22 protein-coding genes are annotated in these 21,196 nt (G+C 59.4%); all 22 read left to right on the top strand.

What is annotated here, in order from left to right; translation table 11 throughout:
• Window positions 1–7 precede the first annotated feature (7 nt).
• The 22 genes from fliH to GBC55_RS01300 all read left to right on the top strand — a co-directional run bounded on the left by fliH (window position 8) and on the right by GBC55_RS01300 (window position 21,194).
• Window positions 8–808, top strand: a complete 801-nt coding sequence (gene fliH / locus GBC55_RS01405) for a flagellar assembly protein FliH (protein WP_162435915.1) — start codon at window positions 8–10, stop codon at window positions 806–808.
• Window positions 798–2,156, top strand: a complete 1,359-nt coding sequence (fliI, locus tag GBC55_RS01400) for a flagellar protein export ATPase FliI (protein WP_162435916.1) — start codon at window positions 798–800, stop codon at window positions 2,154–2,156. Before fliH ends, fliI begins: the two co-directional genes overlap by 11 nt.
• Before the next feature lie 6 nt (window positions 2,157–2,162).
• Window positions 2,163–2,612, top strand: coding sequence for a flagellar export protein FliJ (gene fliJ, locus GBC55_RS01395; protein ID WP_162435917.1), 450 nt, complete (start codon window positions 2,163–2,165; stop codon window positions 2,610–2,612).
• 70 nt (window positions 2,613–2,682) lie between these two features.
• Window positions 2,683–2,988 carry an STAS domain-containing protein gene (locus GBC55_RS01390; protein ID WP_162435918.1) on the top strand — a complete coding sequence of 102 codons (306 nt, stop codon included), beginning with the start codon at window positions 2,683–2,685 and terminating at the stop codon, window positions 2,986–2,988.
• Window positions 2,989–2,993: 5 nt separating this feature from the next.
• Window positions 2,994–4,700 (top strand): fused response regulator/phosphatase, encoded by a 1,707-nt coding sequence (locus GBC55_RS01385; protein ID WP_162435919.1) that lies wholly within the window; start codon window positions 2,994–2,996, stop codon window positions 4,698–4,700.
• 31 nt (window positions 4,701–4,731) lie between these two features.
• Entirely contained in the window at window positions 4,732–5,103 is a 372-nt protein-coding gene (locus GBC55_RS01380) for an Hpt domain-containing protein (RefSeq protein ID WP_162435920.1), read from the top strand.
• Between the two features lie 83 nt (window positions 5,104–5,186).
• On the top strand, window positions 5,187–6,491 hold the full coding sequence (locus GBC55_RS01375) for a flagellar hook-length control protein FliK (protein ID WP_162435921.1): 1,305 nt from the start codon (window positions 5,187–5,189) through the stop codon (window positions 6,489–6,491).
• A gap of 233 nt (window positions 6,492–6,724) precedes the next feature.
• The gene (fliL, locus tag GBC55_RS01370) at window positions 6,725–7,225 is read left to right on the top strand and encodes a flagellar basal body-associated protein FliL (protein WP_162435922.1); all 501 of its coding nucleotides are present in this window, start codon (window positions 6,725–6,727) and stop codon (window positions 7,223–7,225) included.
• 9 nt (window positions 7,226–7,234) lie between these two features.
• On the top strand, window positions 7,235–8,203 hold the full coding sequence (fliM, locus tag GBC55_RS01365) for a flagellar motor switch protein FliM (protein WP_162435923.1): 969 nt from the start codon (window positions 7,235–7,237) through the stop codon (window positions 8,201–8,203).
• 69 nt (window positions 8,204–8,272) lie between these two features.
• On the top strand, window positions 8,273–8,728 hold the full coding sequence (fliN, locus tag GBC55_RS01360; RefSeq protein ID WP_162435924.1) for a flagellar motor switch protein FliN: 456 nt from the start codon (window positions 8,273–8,275) through the stop codon (window positions 8,726–8,728).
• The gene (gene fliO / locus GBC55_RS01355) at window positions 8,729–9,172 is read left to right on the top strand and encodes a flagellar biosynthetic protein FliO (protein ID WP_162435925.1); all 444 of its coding nucleotides are present in this window, start codon (window positions 8,729–8,731) and stop codon (window positions 9,170–9,172) included.
• Window positions 9,172–9,930: a flagellar type III secretion system pore protein FliP gene (fliP, locus tag GBC55_RS01350; protein WP_162435926.1), complete on the top strand. Its 759-nt coding sequence runs from the start codon at window positions 9,172–9,174 to the stop codon at window positions 9,928–9,930. The genes fliO and fliP overlap by 1 nt, the downstream gene beginning before the upstream one ends.
• Window positions 9,927–10,196: a flagellar biosynthesis protein FliQ gene (fliQ, locus tag GBC55_RS01345; RefSeq protein WP_007948918.1), complete on the top strand. Its 270-nt coding sequence runs from the start codon at window positions 9,927–9,929 to the stop codon at window positions 10,194–10,196. The genes fliP and fliQ overlap by 4 nt, the downstream gene beginning before the upstream one ends.
• A gap of 3 nt (window positions 10,197–10,199) precedes the next feature.
• Complete coding sequence (gene fliR / locus GBC55_RS01340) at window positions 10,200–10,985, top strand: flagellar biosynthetic protein FliR (protein ID WP_162435927.1); 786 nt, start codon at window positions 10,200–10,202, stop codon at window positions 10,983–10,985.
• 3 nt (window positions 10,986–10,988) lie between these two features.
• Window positions 10,989–12,128, top strand: coding sequence for a flagellar biosynthesis protein FlhB (gene flhB, locus GBC55_RS01335; RefSeq protein WP_162435928.1), 1,140 nt, complete (start codon window positions 10,989–10,991; stop codon window positions 12,126–12,128).
• Between the two features lie 311 nt (window positions 12,129–12,439).
• A complete protein-coding gene (gene flhA, locus GBC55_RS01330; RefSeq protein WP_162435929.1) occupies window positions 12,440–14,569 on the top strand; it encodes a flagellar biosynthesis protein FlhA in 2,130 nt (709 codons plus the stop codon).
• Between the two features lie 11 nt (window positions 14,570–14,580).
• Window positions 14,581–15,906, top strand: coding sequence for a flagellar biosynthesis protein FlhF (gene flhF, locus GBC55_RS01325; RefSeq protein ID WP_162435930.1), 1,326 nt, complete (start codon window positions 14,581–14,583; stop codon window positions 15,904–15,906).
• Window positions 15,907–16,022: 116 nt separating this feature from the next.
• On the top strand, window positions 16,023–16,853 hold the full coding sequence (fleN, locus tag GBC55_RS01320) for a flagellar synthesis regulator FleN (protein WP_045058906.1): 831 nt from the start codon (window positions 16,023–16,025) through the stop codon (window positions 16,851–16,853).
• On the top strand, window positions 16,850–17,590 hold the full coding sequence (gene fliA, locus GBC55_RS01315; protein WP_007894214.1) for an RNA polymerase sigma factor FliA: 741 nt from the start codon (window positions 16,850–16,852) through the stop codon (window positions 17,588–17,590). Before fleN ends, fliA begins: the two co-directional genes overlap by 4 nt.
• A gap of 165 nt (window positions 17,591–17,755) precedes the next feature.
• Window positions 17,756–18,127, top strand: coding sequence for a chemotaxis response regulator CheY (locus GBC55_RS01310; RefSeq protein WP_007975363.1), 372 nt, complete (start codon window positions 17,756–17,758; stop codon window positions 18,125–18,127).
• A gap of 22 nt (window positions 18,128–18,149) precedes the next feature.
• Entirely contained in the window at window positions 18,150–18,938 is a 789-nt protein-coding gene (locus GBC55_RS01305) for a protein phosphatase CheZ (protein WP_162435931.1), read from the top strand.
• A 21-nt stretch (window positions 18,939–18,959) separates the two neighbouring features.
• Window positions 18,960–21,194, top strand: a complete 2,235-nt coding sequence (locus GBC55_RS01300) for a chemotaxis protein CheA (RefSeq protein ID WP_162435932.1) — start codon at window positions 18,960–18,962, stop codon at window positions 21,192–21,194.
• Window positions 21,195–21,196: the final 2 nt, after the last annotated feature.

The raw sequence follows: 21,196 nt of genomic DNA, 5'->3' as shown, positions 1-21,196 counted from the left end.
GGTCACTATGTCGACCAAACATGATGAGTCCCAGACCGACCTGATCCGTGCCAAGGACGTCAGCGGTGTTGATATCTGGTCGTTACCCAGTTTCGACCCGTACGTCCCTGAACCCGAGCCGGAGCCTGAACCCGAGCCGCCGGAAATGGAGGAAGTGCCGCTGGATGAAGTCCAGCCGCTGACCCTCGAAGAGCTCGAGAGCATTCGCCAGGAGGCCTACAACGAAGGCTTCGCCACAGGCGAGCGCGAAGGCTTTCACAGCACGACGCTCAAGGTCCGTCAGGAAGCCGATGCAGCCCTGACGGCGAAAATCGGTGCGCTGGAAAAGCTCATGGGCAATCTGTTCGAACCCATTGCCGAACAGGACACTGAGATCGAGAAGTCCCTGGTCGATCTCGTTAAACACATCACCAGGCAGGTGATTCAGCGCGAGCTGGCCATCGACTCGACGCAGCTGGAACACGTCATGCGTGAGGCCCTCAAGCTGTTGCCGCTGGGCGTGGGCAATGTGCGGCTGTACATCAATCCCCAGGATTTCGAACAGGTCAAAGCCCTGCGCGAGCGCCATGAAGAGACCTGGCGCATCGTCGAGGATGAGGCGTTGATGCCTGGCGGTTGCCGGGTCGAGACTGAGCACAGTCGCATTGATGCCACCGTCGAAACCCGTCTCGCGCGGGTCATGGACAAGCTGTTCGATCAGTTGCACGAGCAGGCCTTGCACCCCGCGGCGCCGGACCTGAAAGTGGAACTGTCGGCTGCCAGCAAGCCAGCGGCTGCCCCCGCAGCGGACGAACCTGATGCGCCTTGATCGCACCAGTTTCGCCAAGCGCCTGGGCAGTTATGCCGAGGTCACCGAACTGTCTGGCGGACCGATCCTTGAGGGGCGCTTGCTGCGCATGGTCGGCCTGACCCTTGAAGCCGAAGGCTTGCGCGCCGCCATGGGTAGCCGCTGCATGGTCATCAACGACGACAGTTATCAGCCGGTGCAGGTCGAAGCCGAAGTCATGGGCTTTTCCGGCAACAAGGTCTTTCTAATGCCGGTGGGCAGCGTTGCCGGCATTGCCCCGGGTGCCCGAGTGGTGCCGTTGGCGGATGCCGGGCGTTTGCCGATGGGCATGAGCATGCTCGGTCGGGTGCTCGATGGCGCCGGTCGTGCGCTGGACGGCAAAGGCGGAATGAAGGCTGAGGACTGGGTGCCGATGGACGGCCCGACGATCAACCCGCTTAAACGCGAACCTATCAGCGAACCGCTGGACGTGGGCATTCGTTCCATCAACGGTTTGTTGACGGTCGGTCGCGGCCAGCGACTCGGCCTTTTTGCCGGTACAGGCGTGGGCAAGAGTGTGCTGTTGGGCATGATGACCCGCTTCACCGAGGCCGACATCGTCGTCGTAGGGCTGATCGGTGAGCGGGGACGTGAAGTCAAAGAGTTCATCGAGCACATCCTCGGCGAAGAAGGCCTGAAGCGCTCCGTCGTCGTTGCCTCCCCGGCGGACGACGCGCCGCTGATGCGCTTGCGGGCCGCCATGTATTGCACGCGTATCGCCGAATATTTTCGTGACAAGGGCAAGAACGTTCTGTTGCTGATGGACTCCCTGACCCGTTTCGCCCAGGCCCAGCGCGAAATCGCACTGGCCATCGGCGAACCACCCGCGACCAAGGGTTATCCGCCCTCGGTATTCGCCAAACTGCCGAAACTGGTGGAGCGGGCGGGTAATGCCGAGAAGGGCGGTGGTTCGATTACGGCGTTCTACACCGTGCTGTCCGAAGGCGATGACCAGCAGGACCCGATTGCCGACTCCGCGCGGGGCGTACTCGACGGCCACATCGTCTTGTCCAGGCGACTGGCGGAAGAAGGCCATTACCCGGCCATCGATATCGAAGCGTCCATCAGCCGGGTCATGCCCTCGGTAGTCTCGCCGGAGCACATGACGCGCGCCCAGTACTTCAAGCAGCTGTGGTCGCGCTATCAACAGAGCCGCGATTTGATCAGTGTCGGCGCCTACGTGGCCGGCGGCGACCGGGAGACTGACCTTGCGATCGCCTTGCAGCCGCAACTGGTCAAATACCTGCGCCAAGGCCTGAACGACAACATCAGCCTCGGCGAAAGCGAAGCCTACCTCGGCTCGATCTTCGCCCCCGCGGCTGGCGGCTAACCGGCCATGGCCCAGAGCCGAGCGTCACGCCTGGCACCCGTGGTTGAGATGGCCGAAAAGGTCGAGAAAGCCGCGGTGCAGCGTTTGGGGCACTTTCAAGGACAGGTCCGTCTGGCAGAAAGCAAACTCGCCGACCTCGAAGCTTTTCGCCTCGACTACCAGGAACAATGGATCGTGCGCGGCAGCAGTGGCGTTTCGGGCCAGTGGCTGCTGGGCTACCAAGGCTTCCTGGCGCAACTGGGCACCGCCATTGACCAGCAGCGCCAGAGTCTGGCCTGGCACCAGAACAATCTGAACAAGGCGCGGGATACCTGGCAGCAGGCTTACGCCCGGGTTGAAGGGTTGCGCAAGCTGGTGCTGCGCTACATGGATGAGGCGCGGCGTCTGGAAGACAAGCGCGAGCAAAAGTTGCTGGATGAACTGTCCCAGCGATTGCCGCGCGAGAGTCCGTATTAATCGGATCTTGCCCTGCTCCCCGCCAGGTGCTACACCTCTTAAACAATCGCCATGACAAGGAAGCCGTTCAATGTCAGTCGTAACCGAAGTCTCCCAGGATGGACAGAAGCTGACGATATCGATCAAGGGACGATTCGATTTCGCCAAACATCAGGAATTTCGTGAATCCTACGAAAACCTCACTCCGAAACCCGAGTCCTTCGAAGTCAATTTGAAGGACGCTACCTACCTCGACAGTTCTGCCCTCGGCATGTTGCTGCTACTGCGGGATCACGCAGGCGGCGAGAATGCCGAAATCACCCTGTCTAACGCCAATGCCGATGTGCGAAAAATTCTCGCCATCTCCAACTTCGAACAAATCTTCGACGTGGCGTGATCGCCGTGCAATCGCCGTTCGAGTCACTTACGGTATTGATCGCTGAAGACAGCGCGGCCGATCGCCTGTTGCTGTCGACGATTGTCCGTCGTCAGGGCCATGAAGTGCTGACTGCCGCCAACGGTGCCGAGGCGGTGGAACTGTTTCGCCAGCAACGGCCGCAATTGGTGTTGATGGACGCGATGATGCCCGTGATGGACGGCTTCGAAGCAGCGCAGCAGATCAAGGCGCTGGCGGGCGAAACCCTGGTGCCCATCATCTTTCTCACGTCATTGACCGAAAGCGAAGGGCTGGCCCGATGCCTTGAGGCGGGAGGCGATGATTTCCTGGCCAAGCCTTACAACCAGGTGATTCTGGCCGCCAAAATCAAGGCAATGGACCGTTTGCGTCGGTTGCAGGCCACCGTACTCCAGCAGCGTGACCAGATTGCCAGGCACCATAACTATCTGCTCAACGAACAACGCGTCGCCAAGGCCGTGTTCGATAAAGTCGCCCATTCCGGCTGCCTGAATGCCCCCAATATCCGCTACCTGCAATCGCCCTATGCATTGTTCAACGGCGATTTACTGTTGGCCGCGTTTACGCCGGCTGGCGACATGCATGTGCTATTGGGGGATTTCACCGGCCATGGCTTGCCCGCCGCAGTAGGCGCCATGCCGCTGGCCGAAGTTTTTTACGGCATGACCGCCAAGGGGTATGGCCTGTCAGAAACCCTGCGCGAGATGAACGCCAAGCTCAAGCGCATCCTGCCCGTTGATATGTTCTGCTGCGCGACGCTGTTGTGCCTGAGTTTTCAGCGGCGCTCGGTGGAAGTCTGGAATGGCGGTATGCCCGATGGGTATTTGCACAACATCGCCAGCGATGAGCGCACGCCGCTGACTGCCCGGCATCTGCCGCTGGGTGTCTTGAGCCCGGAAACCTTTGATGATCGAACCGAAGTGTTCCCCATGGCGCTCGGGGATCGGGTTTTCCTGTTGTCCGACGGCGTGATTGATACCTGCGATGCCGACGAACAGTTGTTTGGTGTGGAGCGGTTGCATCAAGTGTTCGCTGCCAATCGGCAGCCGGAGGAGCTGTTCGAAGAGATCGAGCAAGCACTGCGGGACTTTCGCGGCGAAGCCCGGGACGATGTCAGCATGGTCGAGGTGAGTCTGCTGGACGCTACCCAAATGCGTCCGCCGACCCTGGTCTATTCCGACAGCGGGCAATCCTGTCCTCTGGATTGGTCGGTCAGTTTCGAGTTTCGCGCGGCCTCGCTTAAGCGCTTCAATCCGTTGCCTTATCTGTTGCAGTTGTTGCTTGAAGTCCACGGCCTGCGTGCGCAAAGCGGTGCGCTCTACAGTGTGTTGGCCGAACTGTATTCCAATGCCCTGGAGCATGGCGTGCTGGGGCTGGATTCCAGTCTCAAGCGCGATGCGTCAGGTTTTGCCCGTTATTATCAGGAGCGCAATGCGCGTCTTGATGCGTTGCGCAGTGGTTACGTGCGGGTCCATTTGGAGATCGTGCCGACGGGTGAGGGCGGTTGTCTGTCGATTCGCGTCGAGGACAGCGGGAAGGGTTTCGATATTGCGCGGGTGATGGAACGACCCGCCGAAAATGTCCGTTTGTCGGGACGTGGCGTCAATCTGGTCCAGCAATTGGGGCGTAACGCCAGTTGGTCAGACAATGGTCGAAGTGCTCGCGTAGAGTTTTTCTGGGAGGCTCTGGCATAATCCCGCCCATTCTTGATCAAGGAGTGAACAAGTGGATGACCCACATCTGAATCGAGACGTATTGGTCGCCTTGCAGGAAGTCATGGAGGACGAGTATCCAATGTTGCTGGATACGTTTCTCGCCGATTCCGAAGAGCGGTTGAGTCTTTTGCGTCAGCAGAAAGATGCCGGGCAACTGATGGAAACTGCCCATAGTTTCAAAGGCAGCAGCAGCAACATGGGCGCCGTCCGGCTGGCTGATTTGTGCCATGAGCTGGAACATTGCGCCAAGGAACAACACCCCCTTCCCGAACTCGAAAAACTCATCGGTGAAATCGATCGCGAGTTTGCTGTTGTTCGTCCTCTGTATGAAGCAGAACGTCAACGTTCCCGCTACGAAAAAGCCACCGCTCGGCGCTTCTAACGGCTTGCGCTAGAAACTGGCGCGACCCTTGCAGTATCTGCCACTACTTACACCTACCTTCCCAGTGCGGCGGAGACAGCGTTATGCCCGTTAGTCAAAATTTGCTACTTCAGGCCGCCGCAAAGGCCAAGACCCAGCCGGTCACCGCCAATCCTCTGGCGTCGCCTGCCGAGCCCGCTGACAAGGCGTCCAGCTTCTCTCAGGTCTATGCAACACAGGGCCGCAACAAGTCCTCTGCAGTCGTCGACGGACTGAACCGGCAGATGCGCGATAAAGCCCCTGACGGTCCCGTAAAAAAAGACCTCGGCAATGACAAGCCTGCCGCCGGGAAGCCTGCGGTTGCCGATAGCGGCAAATCTTTGCCCGCCGACAAACCCAAGCAGGCCGATGACAAGGTCGCCAGCGGCGACACGACAGACGCCTCCGGTACTACTGCAGTCGATCCGGTCGTCGATCCGGCCTCGGCGCAAGCCGCTCAGACTCCGGCAGCGGAAACCGCGCCAAGCCCTGAGCCAGCGCAGGACGCAGCTGCCGCCGCTGCATTGGCTGCGACTCTGGTTCCAGAGGAGTCAGATTTCGATCCTGAAGCCGATCCCCTGGATGCGCTGCCCGCCGTACGCATGGCCATGGAGCAGAGCGGTCACGTTTCCGCCGCCAGTCAGGCTCAACCCAAGGCCTCTTCAGCACAGGCATTGGCTGACGGTGAGCAGACCTCGGCGCAAAACTTCGCGGCGGGCCTGGCCAATATGCTGGACGTGCAAGGCGACAAGGACAGCACCAGCCGGGAAGGTGAAAAGTCATTCAGCGGCCTGATCGATGACGGGCTCAAAGACCTCAAGTCCGCGACCAGCGACACCCGTGTGGACGATTTTGCCAGTCGCCTGGCAGCGTTGACGCAGGCCGCCACACCGAAAACCGCCAATGCGCTGCCGGTGAATCAACCGATCGCGATGCATCAGAGCGGCTGGACCGAAGAAGTGGTCAACCGGGTCATGTACCTGTCCAGTGCCAACCTCAAGGCGGCTGATATTCAGTTGCAACCCGCCGAACTGGGGCGTCTCGACATTCGGGTGAACATGGTGCCGGATCAGCAGACCCAGGTGACGTTCATGAGCACGCATCCCGGTGTTCGTGAAGCGCTGGACGGCCAGATGCACCGCTTGCGAGAGATGTTTGTGCAGCAGGGGATGGGTCAGGTTGACGTCAACGTTTCCGACCAGTCTCGCGGCCAGGGTCAAGACCAGCCGCAACAGAGTCAAAGCGGCCGCACAACCGCCAGCGGTGGCCGCCTCGATTCAATGGACGACGAACACTCGCCGGCAGTAGCGCAAGTCGCCGCAGCCACCACCAGCGTCATTGGCTCCAGCGCCGTCGACTATTACGCCTGAGCACACTCCCTCCCCGGATCCGTGTGGGAGTGAGCCTGCTCGCGATAGCGTACTTACAGTCAACTTTTTATCGACTGTCTGACCGCTATCGCGAGCAGGCTCACTCCCGCAATGCTATTGCGGTGTTCTTATGAATACCGACAACCCGCTTTTTCTCTCCGCACTTCTGGCATAACACTTGCTCTTGCCTTGCCGTGCAACTGTGAAACCCCGAATAGTGACGGATTATTGGCATGGCGAAGAGCGACGCAGCAGTAAAAGACCCGGCAACCAAAGGCAAGCTCAAGATGATCATCTTGATCGTGGTGGCGCTGCTGCTGGCGATCGGTTTGTCCGTGGGCGCGACCTGGTTCTTCATGCACAGCGCCGAGAGCAAGCCTGCTGCCGCGGCTGAAACCGCCGTTGTCGGAAAGCAGGCGGCCATCTTCGAGCCGCTGCTTCCCGCGTTCGTGGCCAATTACAACCAGAACGGCCGCCAACGCTACATGCAGGTGAGCATCACCATGATGGGCCGCAATCAAGCGGATATCGACGCACTTAAAGTACACATGCCAGTCATCCGCAATAACCTGGTCATGCTGTTCTCCGGGCAGGACTTCGCCACGCTGGCGTCGCCGGTCGGTCAGGAAATGCTGCGCCAGAAGGCCACCGCCAGCGTCCAGGAAGTGGCGCAGAAAGAACTCGGCAAGGTCGCCATCGAACAGTTGCTTTTCACTAATTTCGTACTGCAGTAGGAACACGACATGGCCGTGCAGGACCTGCTGTCCCAGGATGAGATCGATGCGCTGTTGCATGGCGTCGACGATGGTCTGGTAGAGACCGATAACGCTGCCGAACCCGGCGCCGTCAAAAGCTATGACCTGACCAGTCAGGATCGCATCGTCCGCGGACGCATGCCGACCCTGGAGATGATCAACGAGCGTTTTGCCCGTTACACCCGCATCAGCATGTTCAACCTGCTGCGCCGTTCAGCTGACGTTGCCGTCGGCGGTGTGCAGGTCATGAAGTTCGGCGAATACGTGCACTCGCTGTACGTCCCGACCAGCCTTAATCTGGTCAAGATCAAACCGTTGCGCGGCACAGCGCTGTTCATCCTCGACGCCAAGCTGGTGTTCAAGCTGGTGGACAACTTCTTCGGCGGCGATGGCCGTCACGCGAAGATTGAAGGGCGTGAATTCACCCCGACCGAATTGCGCGTGGTGCGCATGGTGCTGGAGCAGGCCTTCATCGATTTGAAGGAAGCCTGGCAGGCCATCATGGAAGTGAACTTCGAGTACATCAACTCGGAAGTAAACCCGGCCATGGCCAACATCGTCGGGCCGAGTGAGGCCATCGTCGTGTCGACCTTCCACATCGAACTCGATGGCGGTGGCGGCGACCTGCACATCACCATGCCGTATTCGATGATCGAGCCGGTGCGCGAAATGCTCGACGCCGGCTTCCAGTCGGACCTCGACGATCAGGACGAGCGCTGGGTCAACGCCCTGCGTCAGGACGTGCTGGACGTCGACGTGCCGATCGGTGCCACCGTTGCCCGCCGCCAGCTGCGCCTGCGGGACATCCTGCACATGCAGCCGGGGGACATCATCCCGGTCGAGATGCCGGAAGAAATGATCATGCGCGCCAATGGCGTGCCTGCGTTCAAGGTCAAGATGGGCTCGCACAAAGGCAATCTCGCCTTGCAGGTGATCGAGCCGATCGAGCGCCGCTGACCGGCGCGTTTCACATTCGCTTTTAACTGACGGCTTCCATTTGAAATGGGTGCCCGCCGAGGACACATGATGGCTAACGATATGAACACCCAGGACGACCAGGCGCTGGCTGATGAATGGGCTGCGGCCCTTGAAGAAGCGGGTGACGGGCAGGACGATATTGACGCCTTGCTGGCCGCCGACGCTGCCACTTCACCGTCCAGCCGTTTGCCAATGGAAGAGTTCGGCAGCGTGCCAAAAAACAACGGGCCGGTGACTCTGGATGGTCCAAACCTGGACGTGATCCTCGACATCCCGGTATCGATTTCCATGGAAGTGGGCAGTACCGACATCAACATTCGTAACTTGCTGCAGCTCAACCAGGGTTCGGTGATCGAACTGGATCGCCTGGCCGGCGAGCCGCTGGACGTGCTGGTGAACGGCACGCTCATCGCTCATGGTGAGGTGGTGGTGGTCAACGAGAAGTTCGGCATTCGCCTGACTGACGTGATCAGCCCAAGCGAACGTATCAAGAAGCTGCGCTAAGTGAACAAGGTTCTGAGTGTTCTGCTGGCCTTGCCATTTGGCGCGCTGGCCGCCGAGCCGGTGGCCACGGTTGCTGCTGCGGCGCCTGCGGTCAGCAGCGGTGTGGCAGGGCAACTGACGCAATTGGTGTTCGGCTTGCTGCTGGTGCTGGGGTTGATTTTCTTCCTCGCCTGGCTGTTGCGCCGCGTGCAGCAGGCAGGACCGGCCGGCAAAGGGCAGGTCATCGAGCTGATTGGCTCCCGCGCGCTGGGGCCTCGCGACCGTCTGATGCTGGTACAGGTCGGCAACGAGCAGATTTTGCTCGGCCTCAGCCCGGGCACTATCACCGCGCTGCACGTCCTCAAGGAGCCGGTGCAGGTGCCCAGCGCTACTGAAAAAGCGACCCCGGAATTTGCCCAGCGTCTGATGGAGCTGATGGGCAAGGATCAGAAGGATAAGAAGTAATGGGTGCGTTACGCATCGTCTTGACGCTGGCCCTGATGCTGGCTGCGCCGCTGGCGTTTGCCGCGGATCCATTGTCGATCCCGGCGATCACCCTGGGCACCAACGCCGATGGCGCTCAGGAGTATTCGGTCAGCCTGCAGATCCTGCTGATCATGACCGCGCTGAGTTTTATCCCGGCGTTCGTCATGCTGATGACCAGTTTCACCCGGATCATCATCGTCTTCTCGATCCTGCGCCAGGCCCTCGGCTTGCAACAGACGCCTTCGAACCAGATCCTGACGGGCATGGCGTTGTTCCTGACGATGTTCATCATGGCACCAGTGTTCGACCGGGTTAACCAGGATGCGCTGCAACCCTATCTGGCGGAAAAACTGACCGCCCAGGATGCCGTGGCCAAGGCTCAGGTGCCGATCAAGGATTTCATGCTGGCCCAGACACGCAGCAGCGATCTGGAGTTGTTCATGCGCTTGTCCAAACGTACGGACATCGCTTCGCCGGATCAGGCGCCGCTGACCATTCTGGTGCCGGCCTTCGTGACCTCTGAGCTGAAGACCGCGTTCCAGATCGGCTTCATGATCTTTATTCCGTTCCTGATCATCGACCTTGTCGTCGCCAGTGTGCTGATGGCCATGGGGATGATGATGTTGTCGCCGCTGATCATTTCCCTGCCATTCAAGATCATGTTGTTCGTGCTGGTAGATGGCTGGGCGCTGATCATCGGCACGCTGGCCAGCAGCTTCGGTGGTGTTTCGCCATGACGCCGGAAGTCGCGGTAGACATCTTCAGGGAAGCGCTCTGGCTGACCACCATGATGGTGGCTGTACTGGTGATCCCGAGTCTGCTGGTGGGTTTGCTGGTGGCGATGTTCCAGGCCGCGACCCAGATCAACGAACAGACCCTGAGCTTTCTACCGCGCCTGCTGGTGATGCTGGTGACCCTGATCGTGGCGGGTCCGTGGCTGGTGCAGACCTTCATGGAATACATCCTGCAGTTGTACGGCAGTATTCCCCAGGTTATCGGCTAAGCCATGCAATCGCTGCTGCAGCTGACCGATACCCAGATCAGCACGTGGGTAGCCACCTTCATGTTGCCGCTGTTCCGCGTCGGCGCGCTGCTGATGGTCATGCCGATCGTTGGCACGACGCTGGTGCCGCAGCGTGTGCGCCTGTATTTCGCGCTGGCCATTACCGTGGTGATTGCCCCTGGCCTGCCGCCCATGCCGCCGGTCAACGCGCTGGATCTGAGCGGGTGGCTGTTGATCGCCGAGCAGATCATCATCGGCGCGATATTCGGGTTTGCGTTGCAGCTTTTTTTTCAGGCGTTCGTTGTAGCCGGGCAGATCGTTTCCATTCAGATGGGCATGGGCTTCGCGTCCATGGTCGACCCCACCAACGGCGTCTCGGTCGCGGTGATCGGACAGTTTTTCACCATGCTGGTCACGTTGCTGTTCCTGTCTATGAACGGCCATTTGGTGGTCTTCGAAATCCTCACTGAAAGCTTCACTACGTTGCCGGTTGGCGGCGGGTTGATGGTCAATCATTTCTGGGAGCTGGCCGGCAAGCTCGGTTGGGTGCTGGGGGCCGCGCTGTTACTGGTGTTGCCGGCGATCACGGCGCTGTTGGTGGTCAACATCGCGTTTGGCGTCATGACCCGGGCGGCGCCGCAGCTCAACATCTTCTCCATTGGTTTTCCTCTGACACTGGTACTCGGCTTGTTCATCGTCTGGGTCGGTCTGGCGGACATCATCAATCAGTACCAGCCGCTGGCCTCCGAGGCCTTGCAGTGGTTACGCGAACTGGCACGGGCGCGCTAAGACATGTCAGAGAGCGAAAGCGGTCAGGACAAAACAGAAGACCCCACGGAGAAAAAGAAAAAGGACGCCCGTGAGAAGGGCGAGATCGCCCGCTCCAAAGAGCTCAACACTTTGGCGATCATGCTCGCCGGTTCCGGTGCGCTACTGATCTTCGGTGGCGCGCTGGCCCAGGACCTGATGGAGCTGATGCGGATGAACTTCTCGTTGTCGCGGGAAGTAGTGCTCGACCAGGGCGCGATGGGCGCCTACCTGATGCATTCAGGACTGATTGCCCTGCTGGCGATTCAACCGGTGATGATTACCTTGCTGCTGGCGGCATTGATCGGTCCTATTTCCCTGGGTGGGTGGCTATTTTCCGCCGGCACCATGGCCCCCAAATTCAGCCGCATGAACCCCGGCGCAGGGCTCAAACGGATGTTCTCATCCAAGGCCGTGATAGAGCTGCTAAAGGCTTTGGCGAAGTTTTTCATCATCCTGTTTGTGGCGCTGGCCGTGCTGTCAGCGGACATCGACGACCTGCTGCGCATCGCCCATGAGCCGCTGGACATGGCCATCATTCACAGCCTGCAAGTCGTCGGCTGGAGCTCATTGTGGATGGCCTGCGGCCTGATCATCATCGCCGCGGTGGACGTGCCGTTTCAGCTCTGGGAAAGCGCCAAGAAACTGAAGATGACCAAGCAGGAAATCCGCGACGAACACAAAGATCAAGAGGGGCGACCGGAGGTTAAACAACGGATTCGCCAACTGCAGCGGGACATGTCCCAGCGCCGGATGATGGCAGCGATCCCCGATGCTGACGTAGTCATCACCAACCCGACCCACTACGCCGTGGCGCTCAAGTACGACCCGGACAAGGGCGGGGCGCCGATGCTGGTGGCCAAGGGCAGTGACTTTCTGGCGTTGAAAATGCGTGAAATTGCCGTGGCCAATAATGTGCTGTTGCTGGAGTCGCCGGCGCTGGCGCGGTCGATTTACTACTCCACGGAGCTGGAACAGGAAATCCCGGGTGGCCTCTATCTGGCCGTTGCGCAGGTGCTGGCGTACGTCTACCAGATTCGCCAGTACCGCGCGGGCAAGGGTAAACGCCCGGATCCGCTGAAGGATGATTTGCCGATTCCGCCAGATCTCCGTCGGGATTCCTGACAGGTACGCCTGTAGCAGCTGCCCGGCCTGCGAGGCTGCGTGCGAGGACGAAGTAAACCACTGCTACGCATCCGCAGGCAGAATCGATAGGTTCGGTACGCATTAAGTGTCGAGCCAGATACTTACTTTTACCTCCTGTCTGGTGCTCTGGGTTCATGCGTTGGATTTGCTGAGGTCCGGCCATGCAACAAAGATCCTCCGATAACCCCCTCTGTTTAAACCCCCCGCAAAAGTTGGAAGGCTTCTTGCAGTAGCCGCTCTGCGCCTGCTTCTGGCGTCAAAAGTTTGCTTTAAGGGACGGGGAAAAACCGGTGGATCGCTCTCAGTTACTCAACACTGCTCGCACAAACGTTGCCGATCTAAGTCGGGGCAATCTGGGCGTGCCGTTGTTGCTGCTGGTCATGCTGGCGATGATGATGTTGCCGATCCCGCCGTTCCTGCTGGACGTGTTCTTCACGTTCAACATTGCGCTGTCGATCGTCGTTCTGCTGGTGTGCGTGTACGCCTTGCGGCCACTGGATTTCGCGGTGTTCCCCACCATCCTGTTGGTGGCAACGTTGTTGCGGCTGGCATTGAACGTCGCTTCGACGCGGGTGGTGATGCTGCACGGTCAGGACGGTCATGCCTCCGCGGGCAAGGTGATCCAGGCGTTCGGTGAGGTGGTGATCGGCGGCAACTACGTGGTGGGTATCGTGGTTTTCGCCATCTTGATGATCATCAACTTCGTCGTGGTAACCAAAGGTGCCGGGCGGATTTCCGAGGTGAGCGCGCGCTTCACCCTCGACGCAATGCCCGGCAAGCAAATGGCCATCGACGCCGATTTGAACGCCGGGCTGATCGATCAGAACCAGGCGAAAATGCGCCGTACGGAAGTGGCCCAGGAGGCTGAGTTCTACGGTTCCATGGACGGTGCCAGCAAATTCGTTCGTGGCGACGCCATCGCCGGCCTGCTGATTTTGTTCATCAACCTGATCGGCGGCATGGCGGTCGGTATCTTCCAGCACGGCATGACCTTCGGCGATGCCGGTAAGGTTTATGCGCTGCTGACCATCGGTGACGGTTTGGTGGCGCAATTGCCATCACTGCTGCTGTCCACTGCCGCGGCAATCATGGTGACCCGTGCTTCCGGTTCGGAAGACATGGGCAAGCAGATCAATCGTCAGATGTTTGCCTCGCCCAAGGCGTTGGCGGTGGCAGCGGGTTTGATGGCGGTGATGGGCCTGGTGCCCGGCATGCCGCACTTCTCCTTCCTCAGCATGGCCGCAGTAGCGGCTGGCGGGGCTTACCTGTTCTGGAAAAAGCAAAACACCGTCAAGGTTCAGGCCCTGCAAGAGGTGGCGCGTCAGCAGGAGCTGCTGCCATCGCCGGCCCGTGCACAGGAAACCAAGGAGCTTGGCTGGGATGACGTCACCCCGATCGACATGATTGGTCTGGAAGTCGGCTATCGCCTGATTCCGTTGGTGGACCGCAACCAGGGTGGTCAGCTGCTGGCGCGGATCAAGGGCGTGCGTAAGAAGCTGTCCCAGGATCTGGGCTTTCTGATGCCGACTGTGCATATACGTGACAACCTCGACCTTGCACCGAGTGCCTATCGTCTGACCCTTATGGGGGTCATTCTGGCCGAGGCAGAGATTTACCCGGATCGGGAGCTCGCCATCAACCCCGGTCAGGTCTATGGGACGCTTAACGGCATCACCGCCAAAGATCCGGCTTTTGGACTTGAGGCCGTCTGGATTGAAGTCAGTCAGCGTGCCCAGGCTCAGTCTCTTGGTTACACTGTGGTCGATGCCAGTACAGTGGTGGCAACCCACTTGAACCAGATTCTGTACAAGCACTCCAGTGAGCTGATCGGGCACGAGGAAGTGCAGCAACTCATGCAATTGCTGGCCAAAAGCTCGCCGAAACTGGCAGAAGAGCTGGTGCCGGGTGTGGTGTCGCTGTCGCAGTTGCTCAAAGTCTTGCAAGCGCTGTTGGCCGAACAAGTGCCGGTACGGGACATTCGCAGCATTGCCGAGGCCATCGCCAACAATGCGGCGAAGAGTCAAGATACCGCCGCTCTGGTGGCCGCCGTACGCGTCGGCGTATCCCGTGCAATCGTCCAAAGCATTGTAGGCACTGACTCCGAGCTGCCAGTTATCACGCTGGAGCCAAGGTTGGAACAGATATTGCTCAATAGTCTTCAGAAGGCAGGGCAAGGCTCGGAAGAGGGTGTTCTGCTGGAGCCAAGCATGGCTGAGAAACTGCAACGCTCGTTGATCGACGCGGCGCAGCGTCAGGAAATGCAAGGTCAACCGGTGATTCTGCTGGTAGCCGGTCCGGTTCGCGCGATGCTCTCGCGATTTGGCCGACTGGCAGTCCCGGGTTTGCATGTGTTGGCGTATCAGGAAATTCCTGACAACAAGCAAGTGACCATCGTTGCGACAGTAGGGCCCAACGGCTGAGGTAGTGGTTTATGCAAGTTAAGCGTTTTTTCGCCGCCGATATGCGTCAGGCCATGAAACTGGTTCGCGATGAGCTGGGCGCCGATGCGGCCATCATTGGCAACCGCCGGATCGCCGGTGGCGTAGAGCTGACGGCTGCCCTGGATTACAAACTGTCGGCGCTGGCGCCACGTGTTCCGAACATGGAACTTGAAGACGAGTTGCGCAAGACCCAATCGCGGATCGTCACCGCCCAGGCCGAACTGAGCCTGCGCAGCGAGGGCGAGAGCGAGAAAAGCACCAATCGCCAATTGTTCGCCGGCCTGCCGTTGACTGCCGCCGAACCGCTGATCGAACCGACTTATACAGAACCTCCACGACCTACCCCGGCACCTGCTGCGACGGGCGGCGTCGACCCGCGCGCGTTCGACTCGATGCGGTTCGAGCTCAACAGCCTGCGCGAACTGATGGAAGTACAGCTTGGGTCCTTAGCCTGGAACCAATTGCAGGGCAGCCGCCCGGCGCAGGCCAACCTGTGGCGTCGTCTGCAGCGTATCGGCCTCTCCGGCCCGTTGTCCCGTGATCTGCTGGCGATGATCACTGGCATCGACGAGCCACGTCAGGCCTGGCGCATGTTGCTGGCGCATCTGGCGCGCATGATTGCCACACCGGAAATCGAGCCGCTGGAAGAAGGCGGTGTCATTGCCATGGTCGGCCCTGCCGGCATGGGTAAAACCACGACCCTGGCCAAGCTCGCCGCGCGTTACGTGCTCAAGTACGGCGCACAGAACATCGCGCTGGTGAGCATGGACAGCTACCGTATCGGTGCCCAGGAACAGCTCAAGACCCTTGGCCGCATCCTCAATGTCCCGGTCACTCACGTCGACCCGGGTCAGTCGCTGGTGCAGGCGCTGGATCCTTTGCTGCGCAAACGCGTGGTGCTGATCGATACCGCAGGCCTTCAGGCCAGCGATCCGGCACTGCGCATGCAGCTGGAAAGTCTGGCCGGGCGTGGTATCAAATCGAAAAATTATCTGGTTCTGGCAACCACCAGCCAGAAACAGGTTCTAACCGCCGCTTATCACAGTTACAAGCGCTGCGGGCTCGCCGGCTGCATCCTGACTAAACTGGATGAAACGGCAAGTCTGGGCGAGGTGTTGAGCCTGGCCATCAGTCATGAATTGCCGGTGGCCTATCTGACCGATGGCCCGCGGATTCCGGATGATTTGCATCTGCCGCGTCGTCATCAGCTGGTCAGTCGCGCGGTCAGCGTGCAAATGCAGGAAGAACCCAGCGAAGAAGCCATGGCTGACATGTTCGCTGATATTTACCACAGCCCGACCAAGCAGGTTAGCTGAGGTATTAATGAATAGTTTTTGTACCTACATCGATGGTCTGCCATGCATTGTTCCGTTTGTGAACGCGCAGCCAGTAATGTGGCCTCCGTCTATGCAAGACAAGGTAAAGAAATAACATGGGCAGCATGCATCCCGTACAGGTTATCGCGGTGACCGGCGGCAAAGGTGGCGTCGGGAAAACTAACGTGTCAGTGAACTTGTCCCTGGCTCTAGCAGAGCTCGGCCGGCGCGTCATGCTTCTGGACGCCGACCTCGGACTGGCTAATGTCGACGTTCTACTCGGACTGACACCCAAACGTACCCTGGCCGACGTGATCGAAGGCCGCTGCGAGCTACGCGACGTTCTGTTGCAAGGCCCGGGCGGGATTCGTATCGTTCCGGCCGCGTCCGGCACACAGAGCATGGTTCATCTGACCCCGGCGCAACACGCCGGCCTGATCCAGGCCTTCAGCGATATCGGCGACAACCTCGACGTGCTCGTGATCGACACGGCGGCGGGCATCGGCGATTCGGTTGTCAGTTTCGTCCGCGCCGCTCAGGAAGTCCTCCTGGTGGTCTGCGATGAGCCGACCTCGATCACCGACGCCTACGCCCTGATCAAACTGCTCAACCGTGATTACGGCATGAACCGTTTCCGTGTCCTGGCCAACATGGCCCAGAGCCCGCAAGAAGGTCGCAACCTGTTCGCCAAGTTGACCAAGGTCACGGATCGCTTCCTCGACGTCGCCTTACAATACGTCGGTGCGGTGCCGTACGACGAAAGCGTGCGCAAGGCCGTGCAGAAGCAGCGCGCCGTGTATGAAGCATTCCCGCGCTCCAAGTGTTCGCTGGCCTTCAAGGCCATCGCGCAAAAGGTCGACACCTGGCCATTGCCTGCTAACCCGCGTGGGCATCTGGAGTTCTTCGTGGAGCGCCTCGTGCAACAAACTGCAGGACCCGTGCTATGACCGCCAGTGGCTATAACCTCTATAAAAAATCGGCCCGTGATGCGCAGTACGAGCTGATCGAGCGTTACGCGCCACTGGTAAAACGGATTGCCTACCACTTGCTGGCGCGTCTGCCGGCCAGTGTCCAGGTCGAAGACCTGATCCAGGCCGGCATGATCGGCCTGCTTGAAGTGTCGACCAAATACGACGCCAGCAAAGGCGCGAGTTTCGAGACGTACGCGGGCATACGAATCCGCGGCGCGATGCTCGATGAAGTACGCAAGGGGGACTGGGCGCCACGTTCGGTCCACCGAAATACCCGAATGGTCAGCGACGCCATTCGCTCGATTGAAGCTAAAACCGGTCGCGACGCTAAAGATCACGAAGTTGCGGCCGAACTCCAATTGAGTCTCGACGATTATTACGGGATTTTGAACGACACCCTGGGCAGCCGGTTATTCAGTTTCGACGATCTGTTGCAAGACGGCGAACACGAAGGGCTGCACGAGGATGGCGCCAGTGCTCATCTCGAGCCGTCGCGCGATCTGGAAGATGAACGCTTCCAGGCAGCGCTGGCGGACGCGATTGCCAATTTGCCGGAGCGTGAGCGACTGGTGTTGGCGCTGTACTACGACGAAGAGCTCAACCTCAAGGAAATCGGTGAGGTCCTGGGGGTTAGCGAATCGCGGGTCAGCCAGTTACACAGCCAGTGCGCGGCCCGTTTGCGGGGGCGTTTGGGGGAGTGGCGAGCGCGCTGAAGGCAGTGTGGGGACACTGCGAACGAGGCTGGTGGGTTCTGTACGCACCGGTCTCTATCTGCTGTGCTCCAGACAGTCATCGAATGCTTTGCCGGATTGAATGAAATGGCGTGTCCAGGTGCTGGACGCGTTTAAGACTGCTTGGAGGTCGAATTGGACAAGAACATGAAAATCCTCATCGTTGATGACTTCTCAACGATGCGGCGGATCATAAAAAACCTGTTGCGTGACCTTGGGTTCACCAACACGGTCGAGGCTGACGATGGCACCACTGCCATTCCGGTCCTCAACAGCGGCAGCATCGACTTTCTGGTAACGGACTGGAACATGCCGGGCATGACCGGTATCGATCTGCTGCGCCACGTGCGTGCCGATGAAAGGCTCAAGCATCTTCCGGTGCTGATGGTTACCGCTGAAGCCAAGCGCGAGCAGATCATCGAAGCAGCCCAGGCCGGTGTAAACGGCTATGTGGTCAAGCCCTTCACGGCCCAGGCGTTAAAAGAAAAAATCGAAAAGATTTTCGAACGCATTGGTTGAGCAACTGCGCCACGGGGGAGCTATGGAGCAAAATGAAATTTCACAGGGCGATTTCGAATCGACCCTGAAAAAACATGCGGTCGAATTGGTCGAAAGCCTTGAAAAAGGCAAGTTCGGTGACGCAGTACAACTGATCCATGAGCTCAACCAGACCCGTGATCGCGGCCTGTACCAGGAAGTGGGCAAGCTCACTCGCGAGTTGCATAGCGCGATCGTCAATTTCCAGATTGACCCGAACATGCCACAGGCCGAGGAAGTCTCGCAGATCACGGACGCGACCGAACGTCTGGGGTATGTGGTCAAGCTGACTGAGGCGGCGGCCAACCGCACCATGGATCTCGTCGAAAACGCCACGCCGCTGGTCACCAGCCTGGGCAATGAAGCCGAGGCGCTGAGCGCGGATTGGGGAAGGTTCATGCGCCGTGAAGTCGGTGCCGAGGAGTTCCGCGAACTCGCCCGGCGCGTAGACGGTTTTCTCACACGCAGCAGCGAAGACAACCGCGTCGTAACGAGCAACCTCAACGATATTCTGCTCGCTCAGGATTACCAGGACCTCACCGGTCAGGTCATCAAGCGCGTGACTCAATTGGTCACCGAAGTTGAAAGCAACCTGCTCAAGCTCGTGCTGATGGCCAGTCAGGTGGACCGCTTTGCGGGCATCGAACATGACCGTCAAGCGATGCTGGCTGAAAAAGATCCACAAAAACATCTCTCTCAGGGTGAAGGTCCGCAGATTCATGCCGATAAAAGAGAAGACGTTGTGTCCGGTCAGGACGATGTGGACGATTTGCTATCCAGCCTTGGATTTTAGACCTGTAGGAGCACCCCATTAATGAGCTTCGGCGCCGATGAAGAGATCCTTCAGGATTTCCTGGTTGAGGCCGGCGAGATTCTAGAGCTACTGTCCGAACAGCTGGTCGAGCTTGAAAGTCGACCGGATGATGCGGACTTGCTCAATGCAATTTTTCGCGGTTTTCACACTGTAAAAGGGGGCGCCGGCTTCCTCCAGCTCAACGAGTTGGTGGAGTGCTGTCACATCGCCGAGAACGTCTTCGACATCCTGCGCAAGGGTGAGCGTCGCGTCGACTCGGAATTGATGGACGTGGTTCTCGAAGCACTGGACGCGGTGAACGGCATGTTCACCGAAGTCCGCGAGCGCAGCCCGATCACGGCTGCCACACCTGAACTGCTGGCGGCACTGGCCCGTCTGGCTGAACCGCAGTCGTCCGACGAAGCGGTGCCGGTTGTCGACGTGGCACCGGTTACTGAAAGCGATTCAGGTGACATTACCGACAACGAATTCGAACAGCTGCTGGACTCTCTGAATGCCGTCAAGGCGCAGGCCGAGGCCGCGCCTGTTGCTCCGGCACCTGTCAGCAACGCTGGCGCGCCCAGCGATGAAATCACCGATGCCGAGTTCGAGTCATTGCTCGATCAGTTGCACGGTAAAGGTCAGTTCGCTGTTGATGCCGTAGTCCCGCCAGCGGCTCCCGTAGCGCCAGCGGCTCCGAAAGCGGCAGGCGATAGCTCTGACATTACCGACGAAGAATTTGAAGCACTGCTGGACCAGCTCCACGGCAAGGGCAACTTTGCGGTCGAAGCGCTGGAGTCGGCGATTGCTTCGGCGCCTGTGCCGGCCGCCCCGTCTGCCGCCGCAGTGGGCAGTGATCTGATCTCCGATCACGAGTTCGAAGCGCTGCTCGACGAATTGCACGGCAAAGGCAAGTTCACTGAGGTCGGTACCGCTACCGGCGCCAGTGCATCGGTCGCCACGCCGGTCGCCAAGGCTGCAGCCCCCAAGCCGGTTGCCAAAGCTCCCGAGCCAAAAGCCGAAGTGGCGAAGGCCGCTCCTGCTCGTGCTCAAGCTGCTCCGCCGGCGGATAAGCCCGCCAGCGAAGCCGAGACCACCGTGCGGGTCGATACCGCGCGTCTCGATGAAATCATGAACATGGTTGGCGAACTGGTACTGGTGCGTAACCGCCTGGTCCGACTCGGCGCCAACAGCGCCGATGAGGCCATGTCCAAGGCGGTGTCGAACCTCGATGTGGTCACCGCTGACCTGCAAACCGCGGTCATGAAGACCCGGATGCAACCGATCAAGAAAGTCTTCGGGCGTTTCCCGCGCCTGGTTCGCGACCTGGCTCGCCAGCTCAAGAAAGAGATCAACCTTGAGCTGGTTGGCGAAGAAACCGACCTCGACAAGAACCTCGTCGAGGCCCTGGCCGATCCGCTGGTCCACTTGGTGCGCAACGCCGTCGACCACGGTATCGAATCGCCGGAAGAACGCGAAGCATCGGGCAAGTCCCGGGGCGGCAAAGTGATCCTGGCGGCGGAGCAGGAAGGCGACCATATCCTGCTGTCGATCTCCGATGACGGCAAAGGCATGGACCCTAATGTCCTGCGTTCCATCGCGGTAAAGCGCGGTGTGATGGACAAGGATGCGGCCGATCGCCTGAGCGACACCGAGTGCTACAACCTGATTTTTGCGCCGGGATTCTCGACAAAAACCGAGATTTCCGACGTATCGGGTCGAGGCGTGGGCATGGACGTGGTGAAAACCAAGATTTCCCAGCTCAACGGTTCGATCAACATCTACTCGGCCAAGGGCCAGGGTTCGAAGATTGTCATCAAGGTCCCATTGACCCTGGCGATCATGCCGACGCTGATGGTCATGTTGGGCAATCAGGCGTTCGCCTTCCCGTTGGTGAACGTCAACGAGATCTTCCATCTCGACCTGTCGCGCACCAACGTGGTCGACGGTCAGGAAGTGGTGATCGTGCGCGACAAGGCACTGCCACTGTTCTACCTCAAGCGCTGGCTGGTCGCTTCCGCCGCTCATGAAGAGCAGCGCGAGGGCCACGTGGTGATCCTCTCGGTAGGTACACAGCGGATCGGCTTCGTCGTCGATCAACTGGTAGGCCAGGAAGAAGTGGTCATCAAGCCATTGGGCAAAATGCTCCAGGGAACCCCGGGCATGTCGGGCGCCACCATCACTGGTGACGGTCGCATTGCGCTGATTCTCGATGTCCCGAGCATGCTCAAGCGTTACGCCACACGGCGTATTTGATT

Source organism: Pseudomonas sp. TNT3, from assembly GCF_010095445.2.
Classification (GTDB): domain Bacteria; phylum Pseudomonadota; class Gammaproteobacteria; order Pseudomonadales; family Pseudomonadaceae; genus Aquipseudomonas.
The sequence above is the reverse complement of the archived record's forward strand: the minus strand, read 5'-3'. Positions and strand labels throughout refer to the sequence as shown.